A 15,725-nucleotide genomic window follows, 5' to 3' on the forward strand; every position below is an offset into this window, starting at 1 on the left:
TACACGCTTTGGCCGCTCAAGCGTGCATGACCTGGATACGCATCACGGTATGTGCATCCACAGGCGCATGAGTTCCGGAACCGTCCGGATGTCGAGTTTGCTGAGAATGTTCGCCCGGTGGGTCTCCACCGTGCGGACGCCGATTCCGAGGCGGATCGCGATGGCCTTGTTGGCGCAGCCCTCGACCATCAGCGCCGCGACATCCCGTTCGCGGGGGCTGAGAAGGGCCAGCTTTGCCAGGGCGGACTCCGCGGCGGAGCGGTCCCGGCGCTGGTGGGCGTCGCGCTGCAAGGCCTCGTGGATGCGGCGCAGGAAGACGCCGTCGTCGAACGGCTTTTCCAGGAAATCGACGGCTCCGGACCGGAAGGCGGTGACGGCGGAACTCACCTCGCCATGGGCGGTGATGATGATGACCGGCAGGCCGCAGCCGCGCCGGGACAGTTCCTCCTGAAGCTCCAGCCCATCCATGAAGGGCATGCGGAGGTCGGCCACCACGCAGCCCGGCTGCTCCGGGCTGTAGCGGTGCAGGAATTCCAGCGCGTTGACGAAGGTGCGCACGGACAGGCCGGCCACCTCGACCAGAACGGAGAGCGCGTCGCGGACCGCTTCGTCGTCGTCGATGATGAAGACGGTCGGTTCGCCGGTGGAGGTTTTATCGGTCTGGGTCATGGGATGGCCGGGTGTCTGAACGGGCTGCGGGCAGAAAGACCTGGAAAACGGAACCGGTCGAACCGGTGCGGCCGAGCCACAGCCTGCCGCCGTGGCTCTCGACGATCGAGCGGCAGATGGGCAAGCCGAGCCCCATGCCCGCCGGCTTCGTGGTGGCGAACGGCGAGTACAGATGGTCGACCATGCCCGCCGACACGCCGGGGCCGCTGTCCTCGACCTCGAAGGTCAGGCCGTCCGGCGGCGTGGCCCGGACCCGCAGGACGACCTCGCGCACCGGACTGTCGGCCGCGGCGATGGCCTCGATGCTGTTGTGCACGAGGTTGAGGAGAACCTGCTCGATCTGGATGCGGTCGCACAGCACGAGGGGAAGCGGCTCGGCCATGTCCACCCGAAGCTGGACCCGGTTGTACGCCGCGTCCCCCCGCACCAGCGTCAGCGTCTCGCGCAGGATCTCGCTGGCCGATTCCGGCGCCAGTTGAAGCGATCCCTTGCTCAGGAAGGTGCGCAGCCCGCGAATGACCTCGCCCGCGCGCTCCGCCTGGATCACCGCCTTGTCGATGAGTTCGTGGGCGCGCGGCGGCGTGTCGTCGCCCTCCAGCAGGCGCTGGGCGGCGCGCGCGTAGCTGATGGCGGCCAGCAGCGGCTGATTCAACTCGTGGGCCAGGGCGGACGCCATCTCTCCGGTCACCGTGAGGCGGGAGAGATGGGCAAGCTCGGTCTGGTGTTCGCGCAGCCGGACCTCGACCTCGCGCCGCTCGCTGACCAGGGCGCCGAGGAACAGGGCCGTGATGGCCAGGGCCAGCATCAGCGTCTGGTGATAAACCACCGCGCCCAGGGGAAGGCCGATCGCCTGCAGCCCGGCGATCAGGCCGCTCTGGATGGCCAGCGCCGCCAGCACCGCGCCCGGCAGGCCGTGCGACACCGCCACCCAGACGAGGGGCAGGAACAGCACATAGAACAGGTTGAACTGGCCGTCGCCGATGGGCAGGAAGACCAGCAGCAGGGCCGCGGCGATGGCCGCCGTCTGCGCGGCGGTGGGCGTCTTCGGCACGCTCCAGGCGGGAGTCTCGTCCGGTCGGTGCAGGAGGAGGACGAAGGGCGTGACCACGGCAATGCCGATGGCGTCGCCCAGCCAGTATTGGAAGGCCAGCGTCGGCAGATCGGCCGCGGGCAAGGCCCCGTCGAGGACGAACACGCCGACGAAGACGGGCGCCACGACGGCGGCGCTCAGGAAGGTGACGCCGACCAGCCAGCCGACGTCGCGCACCCGATTCAACGCCAGACCGATCGCCACCCGGTGGCGCAGCACATGGGCCGCCGCCCCGTACCCGGCGACGATGGCGAGATTCGAGAGCAGCAGCGAGGAGATCGAGGCCGGATGCCCCCGCACCACCAGATCGGCCAGGATCAGCGTGGCGTAGACCATCGGCAGGCCGCGCGCGCCGGTCCACAGCAGAAGGGCCATGTAGAGCCCCGCCGGCGGGTTCCACGGCGTGATGTTGAGGCTCGGGCGGGGGTGGATGAAGGTCAGCCAGTCGATGGGCAGATAGGCCGCCAGGAAGGCGAGCGACAGCACGACCATGTCCCGGCCGGTCAGGATGGCAGGCGCTCCCGTCGCACGGCTGGCGGGCGGAAAAGGCATCTCAAAACGGTCTTTCAGGCTGCACGGGCGCAACGGCATGGGTGGACGAGGCACGGACTATACGTCCAACCGGGCGTGTTCGCCTATGCGATGGGCGGGAGCCCGGCGGGCTCCCGTCCCCGCGACGCACGGATCAGCCGACGAAGAACGGCTGCGTTCCATGCGCGGCGATGGCCTTCGACAGCCGTTCCAGCGCGTGGGCGTAGGCCGCCGTACGCATCGGAATGTCCTTGGTCGTGCCCATGTCCCAGACCCGGCGGCCCTCGGTCTCCATGATCACGCGAAGGCGCTCGTGAATCTCGTCGAGGCCCCAATAGTAGCCCTGGCGGTTCTGCACCCACTCGAAGTAGGACACCGTCACGCCGCCGGCGTTCGCCAGGATGTCGGGCAGGACGATGACGCCGGCCTCGTTCAGGATGCGGTCGGCGTCCGGCGTGACCGGGCCGTTGGCGAGTTCCAGGACGACGCGCGCCTTGATGAGACCGGCGTTGCCCTTGTGGATCTGATCCTCCAGCGCCGCGGGAACCAGGATCTCGCACGGGGTGCCCAGCAGTTCGTCGCCGGTCACCGCACGGGCGCCGTTCCCGGTGTAGGCGGTCACCGAGCCGCCGTGCTCCTTGGCCGTCTGCACGGCCTGCGGGTCCAGCCCGTCCTCGCAGACGATGGCTCCGCGGGAATCGGACAGGCCGACGATGCGGTAGCCGTCCGCGTGCAGCAGGCGGGCGATGTGGAAGCCGGCGTTGCCGTAACCCTGGATCACCACCCGGCGGGCCGATCCGGACAGGCGCAGATCCTCTTCCAGATGCTTGATCAGGTAGTAGCCGCCGCGCGCGGTCGCGTCGTCGCGCCCGAGCGAACCGCCGAGCGGCAGCGGCTTGCCGGTGATGACCGCCGGGCTCGGCTGGCGGACGATGGAGCTGTACTCGTCGGCCATCCACCCCATGATCATGGAGTTGGTGTAGACGTCCGGCGCCGGGATGTCGCGGTCGGGTCCGATCATGCCGGCGAAGGCCTGGACATAGGCCCGCGACAGGCGCTCCAGTTCCGACTTGGACAGGCTGTGCGGATCGACCTTCACCGCGCCCTTGCCCCCGCCATAGGGCAGGTTCATCACCGCGCACTTGAAGGTCATCCAGAAGGCCAGCGTGGTCACCTCCTCCACGTTGGAACTCGGGTGGAAGCGGATGCCGCCCTTGGTCGGGCCGCGCGTGTCGTCGTAGCGGCACCGCCACGCCGGGAAGGAGCGCCGCGAACCGTCGTCCATGCGCACGGACAGGCGGACGCTCAACGTCTCCTTGGCGTATTTCAGTTTCTCGAGAACCTCGGAATCCACCTCGACGTGCTTGGCGGCTTCATCCAGGCGGCTCAGCGCCCCCGAAAGCAGATCGTCCATTCCTTTTCCCCATGGTTTCGGTCAGGAGCACCGAAGGTTGGCCGCATCTCCTTCCTGGAAGGTTCTGCTCACTTCCCCTTAGGCATATGACGGCCTTTTCTACTGGGGAATAACCCGGATCAAAATATCCGTATTACTACGGAAACTTGGTAACATGCTGAAAAACAGTGATAAATTTTTTACAGACCGATCTGCGCCTTGCGCTCCGTAATCATACGGATGGCCGCGGACAATGCCCGTGCGCGAGAGTTCATCCGGGCTTGAATCACCGCCGCCACGCAGTCGAGGACGCATCGATGACCGAGGGAACCGACCGGCCGCTGATCTGGATCGGACGCATGGATTACGGCCGCCTGCTGCGGGCCATGGACCGGCTGTCCGTGCAGGCCCCGGAGGTCTCGGCGTTCCTGTCGCGGGAGTTGGAGCGGGCGATCGTCCGCCCGGAAGGCGACCTCCCCCGGACGATCGTGCGCATGGGCAGCCGGGTGCTGTTCCGCCGCGACGACGGCATGCCGCCCGAATGGGGGGAACTGGTCTACCCGGACCAATCGCCCAAGGACGACCAGATCACCGTCGCCTCGCCGCTGGGGGTGGCCCTGCTCGGCCTCCGGGAGGGGGCCCACATGCCGTACAGCGATGCGGACGGCGTCACGCGCCGGCTGATGATCGAGCGCATTCTCCCGGCCTGAGCCGCCTTCCCGGAAGCGAACCCGCTTCGCTCTTCATTTGCAAATGCGAATGAATCGCATTATTAGTGGGGCATGTTCCGCTCCACGGCCCCGCTTGGCTCCGGACGGAACCGGAGACCCAACAGCCGAAACCAATCGGGGGCGGAGACGATGTGTGAGCGTTGTCGGAAGACCGTGCCATCCTGCGTGCTGGGACAGGCCAAGCGCCGGAAGCTGTGGACGATTCCCACGGAATACCATTGCTCGATCGTGGGCACCTGCCTGTCGTCGGAGGATGTGGCGTGGCTTTGCCGGCGGCTGAAGCTGGTCCCCACGGCGGACGCCCGTCCCTACGACATCCACCGCTATTTCGTCGAGAAGGCCGCGGAGGACGGGCCGGAAGCCCGGCTGATGCACAAGCGGCTGGACGAGACCTTCGCCGTCGCGGTGAAGCGCTTCGCCCGTGAGACGACCGAAGAGGGCTGGATGGCGCTGTGGGCCGCCGCGGTGGCCTCGGGCGACGTCGCCGCCGCCTACTGGGGCGTGCTGAGCCACGGCGCCATGCCCGACGCGGTGCGGGTGCGCGCCTTCGCCGACGTGCACATGCTTTCCCACATCATGGGGGGCGAGAACCGGCGCCAATTGCGGGAGAACCGCGATCTGGCCCGGCGCTGCGAGGAGCTAACTGCCCGGCTGGCGAAGCAGGAGCGCGCCGCCGCCGAACGCGTCGCCGAGAAGGACGCCCGCATCCGGGAGCTGGAAGCACAGCTCGCCACCCAGCGGGCCGCGCCCGCGGTCCCGGAAACGCCCAACGTCCCGAAAGCCCCGTCCGGCCGGGCGCCAGGCCAGGCGCGTCTGCTGCGCACCATGGACGCCCTGCACCGCCGCGTCGCCAGCGAGCGCATGCGCGCCCGCCACGCCGAGGCCGAGGTGGAGCGGCTGCGCCGCCTGCTCGATCCGCCGGCCGCGCAACTCCGCCGCACCGCCGCCGCCGAGACGAACGCCCCGACCGACCTCGGCGGGCGGGCCATCCTCTATGTGGGTGGGCGGACCAAGAGCCTGCCCCACCTGCGGGCGGCGGTGGAGACTCGCAACGGCTGCCTGCTGCACCATGACGGCGGATTCGAGCAGACCACCCGCTGCCTGGAGGGGCTGGTGGAGCGCGCCGACGTGGTGGTCTGCCCCGTCGACTGCGTCAGCCACGATGCCTGCCTGCGGGTGAAGGGCCTGTGCCGCCGCATGGGCAAGCCCTTCGTTCCCATGCGCAGCGCCGGAGCGACCAGCTTCGCCCGCATCCTGCACAGCTTCGGCCAGGACGGCTCCGGAGAGGACGCAGCCCACCATTGAGAGCCCGCGTTGGAATTGCGAATTGCCGCATGGCGGTGGAAAGCGAATGCGCCCGGGCCGTTGGATTGCACCGATGCGCCCCAGCGGCTCGCCGCCCGTGCGTCACGCCACCAAGCGCCAACGGGCCATGCGGGCGGCATTGGCTGCGATGATCTGCTGGGGTAGGGCTTCCGGAGCCCCGGCGTAGGGCAGCGTGCCCTGGACGGCGTTGGGATTGGCGAACGCCTGGAGAAAGGTGTTCTGCCGCTGATTCAGTTCATTGATCAGGTCCTGGTCGTTCCCCGCGTTCTGCAGCAACTGCTGGAAGTACGCGTTCGCCGTCGCCAGCACGGGAAACCCGACGGCATCGTAGAAGCCCGCTGCCGTCGGCGCCATCGTGCCCACTTGGATGGTGGCCGCGGTGAGCAGGACGTTCGCAGCGAAGATGTACACCACCAGAGCCCCCAATCCGGGGACGCGGCCATCAATGTTGTTCGTCTGCAGATGTTCCAGCGACGCAAGAATGAGGTTCTGCTGATTGCCCTGCAGCAGACGCCCCGTGACGACGCCACGATAGAGAGTGCCGGCGGGGTTCCGCACGTCGATGGCGACCGTGTTCGCCGGCGTGTTCCGAACGGTGATCTCGAACGTACGCCCTTCGTCGACGTTGGTGAGCCGGTACACTCCGGCCGGATAATTCTGCCCGACCGGGTGAAATTGCGTGAGTTCGATCCCCTGAATACCTGCCATGTCGCTTCTCCATCGTTGCCGGGCGGGTGGCGCCGACCCCCGCGCTGTTCACCGCGGCAAGTCGCCTCTGCGATCCAGACGCTGCAGGCTGCGAAGTGTGAACGGCTGGCCGACGGCTCCCGGCGTTGGGTCGCCGCCCCTCCCCGGCGCGGTCAGGCGCTGCGGATGCCTTTCCTTGACTTTGGTTCAAGAACCTCTGATGACCGGCGCGGAGACATGATCTGGTAAAAACTCAGCGCCCCACTCTATCTACTACGCCTTCTCTTTCATCTACTACGCGTTCTGTCTCATGAAATTTCCAATCGGCTTTTCACAATGAACGGAGGGCAGGCGGCTAAAGTTGCGAAGCACCGCTTCGCCATGTGATACAACATTGCTGGAAGGAGCCGTCATGCCGTCTGAACACCCGTCACCCGAAGCCTCGCAGGGCAGCCAGGAGAGCCCCGAACCCCTGTTGAAACTGGGGGATACGCCACGCCCGGCCGCCATGCCCGATGGTCTCGCCGCGGAGGTCGCCGGCTGGCGCTTCGTTCTGCGCAGCCCGTTGGCTCCCAGCTTCTACTCCAAACCCGGAACGCCGTGGCAGGCGCCGCCGGAAGGCTGCCTGCGGGCCAGCGACCGTTGGAATCTGGACGGCGCCTTCCCCACCGACCAACCCGTCGAGAACGGCGCGCAATGGGCCGTCGCGCGGTTCGAGGGCGGGGTGTGGCGTGTGGAGCGCTGCGTTCCGGCCGCCGCCCGCCCGGCGGTGCGCGACCTTCTGCGCCTGCGGGTGGAGCGGCTGACCGCCGCCCGCCGCTGGACGCATGGCGACCTGGAGCTTCTGCAGAGCCTGCTCGACGGCGGCACGCTGGCGGAAGCCGTTCTGCTGGCCGGTGACGCGGGGCGGGCGCGCTCGCTGCGGTCGTTGAAGGCGCTGGGCCTCGCCGGAACGGCGTCCGCTGCCGATCCGGAGCTTCCCGAAGAGGCGAAGGCGGTGCTCGCGGAGGGGGCGGAGAGCGTTGTCTGGCTCGACGCCGACGCGCGCGAGATTGCGGACGGCATTCTGTCCTGGCACGCCAAGAAGCAGGCCCGTGCCGTCGCACGGCTGAGCCGGGGCGCCGAAGCGAAGCAGCGCGGCGACGACATGAAGGACGCGCTGACCAAGGCGGTGCAGCGGGCCTTCCCCCGCATCCCCAAGGAGGCCGCCGCCGCCGCCGCCGCCCGGCTGGCGCCCGGCGTGAAGAAGCTGGGCCGCATGCCGGCGCTCCAACCCATCGTTGACGCGGTCGCGGAGGTGCGGCTGGAGCGCTGGCGCCAAGCCGTGGCGTCGGAACCGGAAGTGGCCAAGCGGCTGGCCGCTATGGAGGCGCGCGGCGATGCCAACCGCGCGCTCAAGCGCTACCGCGACCAGCGTGCGGTCGAGCGGGCGGAGGCCGAATTGAAGGAATGGCGCGGCGACCTCGGCCCCGTGCTGTCCCGACGCCTGGGCTGGTGACGGCGGGGCGGCGTCAGCGTGCGCCGGGGAACCACTCGGTGTGGCTGTCGCAGCTGCGGCCGTAATAGACGACCCGCCGGCCCAGGATGCTGACCGTCCAGCCGGCGCAGCCGGCCCGCAGCACCCGCTCGCAGAAACCGCCGTAACGGATCGTTCCAGCCTGGATGGCGCGGACGGCGGACTCCACGCCCTCCGCCGAAAAATCCACGGACGGCGGCAGAGGAAAAGGCCGGGCCTCCACCCGCTCCGTCATTCCGTCCGGGAAGTAATAGGTCGTCTCCGCGCGCACGAGATCGGTGTGGTAGCGCTCCACCCCCGCGACGGCCAGCGCCGCGACGACCTCGGGAAAGGTGATCCGCTCCTCCTGCGAAGCCCGGCTGCACTCCCGCAGGATGGCTGTGATTTTGGGATCCATGAGCAATTCTCCGTGCGGCGCGTGCTTCGCGGTCAATCGATGGGAATGGAGCGCAGCCCCATCCGGCGGACGATCCCCTTCAGTGCTTCTGCGATCCGCTCCCGCTCGGCGGGCTCCAGGTGCCCGAAGAATTCGAGATCGTTGCGGTCGGCCAGGGCGGACAGTTCCGGCACCAGCGCCCGACCTTCCGGAGTGAGCGCCAGCGCCTGGTAACGCCGATCGTCCAGGTCGGCGGTCTGGGTGAGCATCCCTTTGACGACGAGCCGGTCGGCCAGTTTCGAGATCGCTCCCCGCGTCATGCCGAGCCGGTCGGCCAGCAGGCTGGGCGCCACGCCGTCGCAGCCATGAAGGTCGCGCAGCACGGCCCACTCGGCGACGGTCACCCCCCGCCCCGCCAGCTTCGCGGCGAAGGCATGGGACACATGATTCGACACGAAGCGCAGCCAGTAGCCGAGATGCGCGTCGAGCGGGCTGATGTTCGATTCGGTCAACACGCCTCCTTAAGTTTCCTAGGAAACTGCTACAAAACGGTTTCCTTGTCAACCGTTTGGCTTTGCGATCGGAACAGCAATGAAACGATCCGGAGCCGGGACCTTTCAACAGCGACGGTGGCAGCGTTTCAGAATTGAAATGCGCAGTTGCCACAGAATCGATGGTTTACTTGATAATTTCCGGTCTTCAAATGCTCCGGAAATTAAATGGATCGGGGTCGAACCATTCAAAGACCGCCCGACCAAGCGCCCTGAACCTCTGTCTTATATCACCAACGCGGTAAACGATGAGGGTATGACTATTTGAAGTAGCTATTTGCTACAAATTAATTTGAAATCCACGACTAGGCGCATCTAAATCAATCGTAGATACGGTCCTCTGGCCATTTCCACCTGCCTCTGGTGACGCCATGTTCAATTTCCTGTCGGCCAAACGCGCAGAATTAACGGCCAAGCTCGCGGCATTGGATGCCGCGCAAGCCATCATCGAATTTTCTCCGGATGGAATGGTTCTTTCCGCAAACAATAACTTCCTTACGGCGCTTGGGTGCAGCCCTGACGAGATCGAAGGTCGGCACTGGTCGTCGGTCCTTTCCTTTCAAGGCGTGGAGCGCGGCAACCCGCAGGGTCTGTGGGATGCGCTGCGACGCGGCGAATCGAAGTCCGGGGAATGCCTTCTTCTTGGCAAGACGGGTCGGGATTCGTGGGTCCAGGCGGTCTTCACCCCGATTAGGGACCATAGCGGGCGCATCGTGACGATCGCCGCCTATGCCATGGACATCACGGTGGGCAAGCGCCGGGCCGCTGACCAGGAGGGACAGATCGCAGCGGTCAACAAATCGCAGGCGGTCATCGAATTCGACATCAACGGGAACGTCCTGACGGCGAACGCCAACTTCCTCACCACCATGGGCTACGGGTTGGACGAGATCGCCGGCCGGCACCACGCCATGTTCGTGGCGCCGGAGGAACGCAACGGCGACTGTTACCGTCGCTTTTGGGACGCGCTCCGTCGCGGCGAGCACCAGACGACGGAGTTCCGGCGCCTGCGCAAGGATGGCGGCGACGTCTGGATTCAGGCCAGCTACAATCCCGTCTTCGACGCGCAGGGCCGCTTGGTCAAGGTTGTCAAGTTCGCCACCGACGTAACGGAGCGGGTGAAGGAGCGCCTGAACCGCGCCGACGTCGGCCGCGCGGTGGATGGCGACCTCGGCCACATCAGCCAAGCCATCGCCGACGCCAACCGGCAGGCGTCCGCCGCGGCGAACGCCGCCGCACAGACCAGCCACACCGTGCAATCCGTTGCCGCCGGCGCCGAAGAACTCGTTGCGTCCGTCAACGAGATCAGCCAGCAGACCGCCACCGCCTCCGTCATCTCGAATGAAGCGGTGGGCGAGGCCGAGCGCATCGGCGCGACCGTCGAGGAACTGGTGGAGGCCGCCAAGCGGATCGGCATGGTGGTCAAGATGATCTCGGACATCGCCAACCAGACGAACCTTCTGGCGCTGAACGCGACGATCGAGGCCGCGCGGGCCGGGGAAAACGGCAAGGGCTTCGCGGTGGTCGCGTCCGAGGTGAAAGCGCTGGCGACCCAGGCGGCAAAGGCGACGGAACAGATCACCTTGCAGATCGCTCAAGTCCAGGGGGCCACCGATTCCGCCGCCCGCGCCATCACGTCGATCGGCGGGACGATCCGCAAGCTGAACGGCATTTCCACCGCCATCGCGTCCGCCACCGAGGAGCAGAGCACCGTCGTCCGCGACATCTCGGCCCACATGCAGGTCACCGCCGACGCCATCACGGCCATCAGCGGCAATATGGCCGGCATCGCCCGCGCCACCGAAGACGCCGCGGTGTCGACCGGAAAGGTCAAGGCGCTGTCGCGCGCGCTGGTGGCCTGATGATCACGCGAAGGGACGAAGCGGAGCCGGCCCCGGAAAACCGTGGCCGCTCCGGTCGCGGTGGCTCCAGATCACCGTCAACGCCCGACAGCCCGGAGGGGTGGAAGATATTGCATCATCCTCCACAGATTCGCGTTCACCCTCCTGCCGATTGACAACCCTAGGGTTTATTCGACGTGTTGACCAAGCTGAATATGGTGATATTGTCTCGATGGATCTGGAAATCGATCCGGCGTGAGCGCCGAAGAACAACCGGAATGCGGTGTCACCCAGGGCGCCGCAGCGCCGGGCGACCGCTGCGCTCCATCCTTCCGCTTTGCCGAGGCAGCCCGTGATCCGCCTGACGCCGTTTCGTCCTTTCGCGACCGTGTGGCTTGCCGTCCTGCTCAGCGTGTCGGCCCTGCCCGTCCGTGCGGACGAGGTCTACCGCGTGCTGACCTGGAAGATGGCTCCATACGCGATGGTCGACGAACAGGGCAGGCTGACCGGCTTCGAGGTGGAGATCGCCCGCGCGCTTTGTGACACCATGGGCATCCGCTGCGAAATAACCGCCCTGCAGTTTCCCGAAGTCCTCGACCTGCTCGACCGCAACGCCGCCGACTTCGCGGTTGCCAGCATCCTGAAGACGCCGGAGCGGATGAGGAAATACCTCTTCACCGACCGCCATAAGCGGTCCAGCTCCAGCTACATCGGGCGGGCCGGCGAGTGGTCCCCGGGCGTGGCGCCCGATCTGGCGGGGAAGCGCATCTCCGTCACCCGTGGGTCGAAGCAGTACGACTATCTGACCGCGAAGAACATCGGCGGCACGGTCGTGATCTACGACGATCAGGCGGATGCGCTGCGCGCCGTTCTGGATGGGCGGGTCGATCTGGCGCTGGCTCCGACCGCCGTCACCGTCCATCTGCTGACCAGCGCGGAAGGGGAGGCTCTGGAGGTCGTGGGCGACCCGCTGACCGAAAGCGGGCTGGGCGGCGAGTCCGCCATTGCCCTGCCGCTGGGGCGCGAGGAATTGCGCGACCGCGTCAACATGGCCCTGCGAGCGATCCTCGCGGATGGGCGGTACGACGCCATCAGTTCCCGCTTCCTGCCCTTCCGGATGTACTGAGGCAGCGATGGGTTTTCCGATGCGCTCCGTCACCGCACACGCCCTGTCGACCATCATGCTCCTGCTGGCCGGTCTTGCGCTGACGCAGCCGGTCCGGGCGGACGCGCCACCCCCGACCGACAGGCCGTTCCTGCGCATCGTGGTCATCGACCACTCCCCGCCTTTCAGCGATCGCGACGCCGCCGGCGTCCTGTTCGGCTTCAACATCGATTTCGGCCGCGAGCTGTGCCGCTCGCTGGGTGCGGTGTGCAGCTTCGATGCGGCCCCCTTCAAGCAGATCATCGACGACGTCGCCGCGGGCCGCTACGACATCGGCTTCGGCAACGTGCTGCGCACGCCGGACCGGGAGCAGCGGCTTCTGTTCTCGATTCCCTATTGGCGGTCCAGCACCAGCCTGGTCGGGCACCGGGGGATGCCGGAACTGGGTCTGGAGGAGGCGATCCGCAGCCGGCGCATCGCCGCCATCCGCGGTTCGCGCCAGCACGCGGCCCTGGTCCGTCTGGCCGACGCCGACCCGGTGCTGCACGCCAACCTGGTGCCCGTCTCCACGCTCGACGACCTGTGGGACGCCATGCGCAGCGGCAAAAGCGACATGGCCATCGGACCGACGCTGAACGTGGTGCATTTCCTGCTGTCCGACCCTGGGGACGGATTCGAGACCATCGGCACCCCGATGTCCGACGACGGGTTGGGCGGGACCGTGCACATCGTCTTCCCACCCGGCCAGCACGCGTTGAAGGCGGCGGTGGACCGGGCGCTGACGGCGTTGCGCAACGACGGCACCTACCAGCGGATCAACCGCCACTACTTCCCCTTCGACATCTACTGAACCGGAACCGGCCATGGCGTCCGCCCGCGACCGCAGGCATCCCCGCGTACGGCTGCAGCCGGCGATTCTCACCGGCGGCGCGATCCTGCTGGCGCTGATCGGCCTGCTGTTCCTCGGCATCGTCGCCGAACAGGGCAAGATGGAACGGCTGGCCGCCGACAGCCAGGACCGCATGGTGCCGCTGATCCTGGAGCGCCAACGCGCCGTCGTGAATCTGGAGCGGCTGAAGCAATCGGGGGCGATCGTCCTTTCCGCCGACGACCCCCGCCGCCGCCGCGAAGCCCTGCTGGCTGCCCAGGCCCTGGCCTTCCACCCGACCTTCCAGTTCGATCCCGCGCTGAAACGGCAGGTGACCGACGCCTATTCGGTGATCCGGCAGGTCTCCTCGGCGAAGGCGCGGCGGTTGGAGAGCGCCTCCGCCGGCGACGCGGCCGCGCCCGCCGAGGAGGAGCACCTCGCCGAGAAATGGGCGCAGACGCTCGTTGAGCTGAACACGGTCGGCGACCGGCTGCTGGTCGACGTGACCGAGCTGACGGCGGGCCGTCTGGGCCAGATCCAGGAACGCACCCGTCTGGTGTCGCAGGTCATCCAGTTCGCCTTCGTCGCGGTGCTGGCCATCTTCATCGCCGCGGGGCTGCTGATCCGCCGCCATGTGGTGCGGCCCCTGCTTTTCGCCGCCGACGGCCTGCGCCGCATCGGCGAGGGCGAGCGCGACATCCGGCTTCCGGGTGCCCGCACGCAGGAACTGGACAGCATCCTGAACGCCGTCGTCCGGCTGGGCACCCAGACCGAGGAACTGCGCCTGACCCGCGACCGGGCGGAGGCGGCGTCCCAGGCGAAGGCCAGCTTCCTCGCCAACATGAGCCACGAGATCCGCACCCCGATGAACGCGGTGATCGGCCTGTCGCATCTGGCACTGAAAACCGACCTGACACCGCGCCAGCGCGACTATGTCCTCAAGATCAGCCAGTCCGGCCAGCATCTGCTGGGCATCATCAACGACATCCTGGACTTCTCCAAGATCGAGGCCGGAAAGCTGAGCGTCGAGCGCACCGGTTTCCATCTGGACAAGGTGCTGGGCACGCTCGCCGACCTGATCGCGGAGAAGGCCGCGGCCAAGGGGCTGGAGCTGATCTTCGACGTCGCCCAGAACGTGCCGAGCGACCTGATCGGCGATCCGCTGCGCATCGGGCAGATCCTGGTCAACTACGCCAACAACGCGGTCAAATTCACCGAGCGCGGCGAGATCGCCATCATTGTCCGGCTGGAGGAGGAGACCGGCGGGGAACTGCTCGTCCGCTTCGAGGTGCGCGACACCGGAATCGGCCTGAGCGACGAGCAGAAGAATCAGCTTTTCCAGAGCTTCCAGCAGGCCGACGCGTCGACCACCCGCAAGTACGGCGGAACCGGCCTTGGTCTGGCGATCTCCAAGCGGCTGGCCGAGCTGATGGGCGGCGCGGTCGGGGTGGACAGCGCGCCGGGCCGCGGTTCCAGCTTCTGGTTCACCGCCCGACTGGGCCGCGACAGGCCGCGCCGCGTGCTGCTGCCGCGGCCCGACCTGCGCGGCCTGCGCTGTCTGGTGGTGGACGACAACGAGAACGCCCGTGTGGTGCTGACCGACATGCTGTCGGCCATGTCCTTCACCGCCGAAGCCGTGGATTCCGGCCCCGCGGCCATCCAGGCGGCGCGGTTCGCGGCGCGCGAAGGGCGGCCGTTCCGCGTCGTTCTGCTGGATTGGCAAATGCCGGGAATGGACGGGCTGGAGACCTCCGCCGGACTCGCCGCGCTGGAGCTGGATCAAGCGCCCCACCACATCATGGTCACCTCCTACGGCCGGGAAGAGGTGCTGAAAGGCGCCGAGAACACGGCCATCGAAGAGGTGCTGTTCAAGCCCGTGAACCCGTCGGCGCTGTTCGACGGCATCATGCGGGTTCTGGGCGCCGACGAGCAGACCACGGACGCCCCTCCGGCGACGACCGCCGCCGCCGACCTGTCGCGCCTGCGTGGCGCCCGCATCCTGCTGGCTGAAGACAACGATCTGAACCAGCAGGTGGCCTGCGAACTGCTGGGCGATGCCGGGCTGGCGGTGGAGGTTGCGGAGAACGGCGCCATCGCCGTCGACATGGTGCAGGAGGCCCGCTACGACCTCGTGCTGATGGACATGCAGATGCCGGTCATGGACGGCGTCGCCGCGACCCTGGAGATCCGCCGGCAGGGATTCGCCGATTTGCCCATCGTCGCGATGACCGCAAATGCCATGCAGGCCGACCGCGAGCGTTGCCTGGACGCCGGCATGAACGATTATCTGGCCAAGCCCATCGACCCGGATGCGCTGTGGGCCACCCTGCTCACCTGGATCGCGCCCCGCCCGGGCCTCGGCGCGGAGGCACCCGTTTCTCCGCCGGCTCCGGCCGCGGAGGACGGGGGCGACCTGCCCGCCGGTGTTCCAGGGTTGGACACCGTCACCGGGCTGTCGCGGGTGCTGGGCAAGAAACGTCTTTACCTCGACCTGCTGCGCAAGTTCGCCGCCGGTCAGCGCGACGTGGTGACCGCCATCCGCGGCGCGCTGGACTCCGGCGACCTCGCCGCGGCGGAGCGTTACGCCCACACGCTGAAGGGAACCGCCGGCAACATCGGCGCCCACCCCGTCCAGGATGCCGCCACCGATCTTGAGGCGGTCATCCGCGACGCCCGGCCACGCCCGGAGATCGACACGCGGCTGGCCGCGTTGGAGCCGCCGCTGGGTGCCTTGCTCGCCCATCTTGAGGCGGCGCTGACACCGATGGGCGCCGCCGCGCCGTCCGCCGCCCAGTCTACTCTGGTGGATGCGGACGCGCTTCTCGCCGTGTGCGGGCAACTCCGTCAGCTTCTGCTCGACAGCGACCCCGACGCCGAGGAGGCGCTGGCCGCGGACGCCGACCTTCTGCGCGCCGCCTTCCCCGACCGGTTCGAGGCCATCGCCGACCAGATCCGCAATTTCGACTTCGACGAGGCCGCCGCTGCCCTGGACGCGGCCCTGACCGACCGCGGCATGACCGCCCAAACCTGAACCGACGCCA

13 protein-coding genes are annotated in these 15,725 nt (G+C 67.7%); 7 read left to right on the forward strand and 6 right to left on the reverse strand.

Features of this window, described 5'->3' with window-relative positions; genetic code table 11:
* Positions 1-42 precede the first annotated feature (42 nt).
* The 3 genes from Sp245p_RS29940 to Sp245p_RS29950 form a co-directional block, all read right to left on the reverse strand.
* Positions 43-669: a response regulator transcription factor gene (locus Sp245p_RS29940; protein WP_014241772.1), complete on the reverse strand. Its 627-nt coding sequence runs from the start codon at positions 667-669 to the stop codon at positions 43-45.
* Positions 653-2,311, reverse strand: a complete 1,659-nt coding sequence (locus tag Sp245p_RS29945; protein ID WP_052584442.1) for an ATP-binding protein — start codon at positions 2,309-2,311, stop codon at positions 653-655. Before Sp245p_RS29945 ends, Sp245p_RS29940 begins: the two co-directional genes overlap by 17 nt.
* A 133-nt stretch (positions 2,312-2,444) precedes the next feature.
* Positions 2,445-3,704, reverse strand: coding sequence for a Glu/Leu/Phe/Val family dehydrogenase (locus Sp245p_RS29950; protein WP_014241774.1), 1,260 nt, complete (start codon positions 3,702-3,704; stop codon positions 2,445-2,447).
* Between the two features lie 296 nt (positions 3,705-4,000).
* Between Sp245p_RS29950 and Sp245p_RS29955 the strand changes: the two genes are divergently transcribed.
* Complete coding sequence (locus Sp245p_RS29955) at positions 4,001-4,393, forward strand: GreA/GreB family elongation factor (RefSeq protein WP_014241776.1); 393 nt, start codon at positions 4,001-4,003, stop codon at positions 4,391-4,393.
* A gap of 150 nt (positions 4,394-4,543) precedes the next feature.
* Positions 4,544-5,719 carry a DUF2325 domain-containing protein gene (locus Sp245p_RS29960; protein WP_165360016.1) on the forward strand — a complete coding sequence of 392 codons (1,176 nt, stop codon included), beginning with the start codon at positions 4,544-4,546 and terminating at the stop codon, positions 5,717-5,719.
* Positions 5,720-5,821: 102 nt separating this feature from the next.
* On the opposite strand, the gene Sp245p_RS29965 is transcribed toward Sp245p_RS29960, so the two are convergent.
* Positions 5,822-6,448, reverse strand: coding sequence for a hypothetical protein (locus Sp245p_RS29965; RefSeq protein ID WP_014241779.1), 627 nt, complete (start codon positions 6,446-6,448; stop codon positions 5,822-5,824).
* 391 nt (positions 6,449-6,839) lie between these two features.
* Here Sp245p_RS29965 and Sp245p_RS29970 point away from each other — a divergent pair, with 391 nt between their 5' ends.
* Positions 6,840-7,925, forward strand: coding sequence for a hypothetical protein (locus tag Sp245p_RS29970; protein ID WP_129557260.1), 1,086 nt, complete (start codon positions 6,840-6,842; stop codon positions 7,923-7,925).
* A 13-nt stretch (positions 7,926-7,938) separates the two neighbouring features.
* Here Sp245p_RS29970 and Sp245p_RS29975 read toward each other — a convergent pair whose 3' ends face one another.
* Complete coding sequence (locus Sp245p_RS29975) at positions 7,939-8,340, reverse strand: DUF1398 family protein (protein ID WP_014241781.1); 402 nt, start codon at positions 8,338-8,340, stop codon at positions 7,939-7,941.
* Between the two features lie 32 nt (positions 8,341-8,372).
* On the reverse strand, positions 8,373-8,831 hold the full coding sequence (locus Sp245p_RS29980; protein WP_014241782.1) for a MarR family winged helix-turn-helix transcriptional regulator: 459 nt from the start codon (positions 8,829-8,831) through the stop codon (positions 8,373-8,375).
* A gap of 410 nt (positions 8,832-9,241) precedes the next feature.
* Here Sp245p_RS29980 and Sp245p_RS29985 point away from each other — a divergent pair, with 410 nt between their 5' ends.
* From Sp245p_RS29985 to Sp245p_RS30000, 4 genes are all read left to right on the forward strand, one after another.
* Positions 9,242-10,732, forward strand: a complete 1,491-nt coding sequence (locus Sp245p_RS29985; protein WP_014241784.1) for a methyl-accepting chemotaxis protein — start codon at positions 9,242-9,244, stop codon at positions 10,730-10,732.
* A gap of 331 nt (positions 10,733-11,063) precedes the next feature.
* On the forward strand, positions 11,064-11,837 hold the full coding sequence (locus Sp245p_RS29990) for a substrate-binding periplasmic protein (protein ID WP_014241786.1): 774 nt from the start codon (positions 11,064-11,066) through the stop codon (positions 11,835-11,837).
* 7 nt (positions 11,838-11,844) lie between these two features.
* On the forward strand, positions 11,845-12,666 hold the full coding sequence (locus tag Sp245p_RS29995) for a substrate-binding periplasmic protein (protein ID WP_158310424.1): 822 nt from the start codon (positions 11,845-11,847) through the stop codon (positions 12,664-12,666).
* A 13-nt stretch (positions 12,667-12,679) separates the two neighbouring features.
* Positions 12,680-15,715, forward strand: a complete 3,036-nt coding sequence (locus tag Sp245p_RS30000) for a response regulator (RefSeq protein ID WP_014241788.1) — start codon at positions 12,680-12,682, stop codon at positions 15,713-15,715.
* The last annotated feature ends 10 nt before the right edge of the window (positions 15,716-15,725 follow it).

It is taken from the genome of Azospirillum baldaniorum, assembly GCF_003119195.2.
GTDB lineage: Bacteria > Pseudomonadota > Alphaproteobacteria > Azospirillales > Azospirillaceae > Azospirillum > Azospirillum baldaniorum.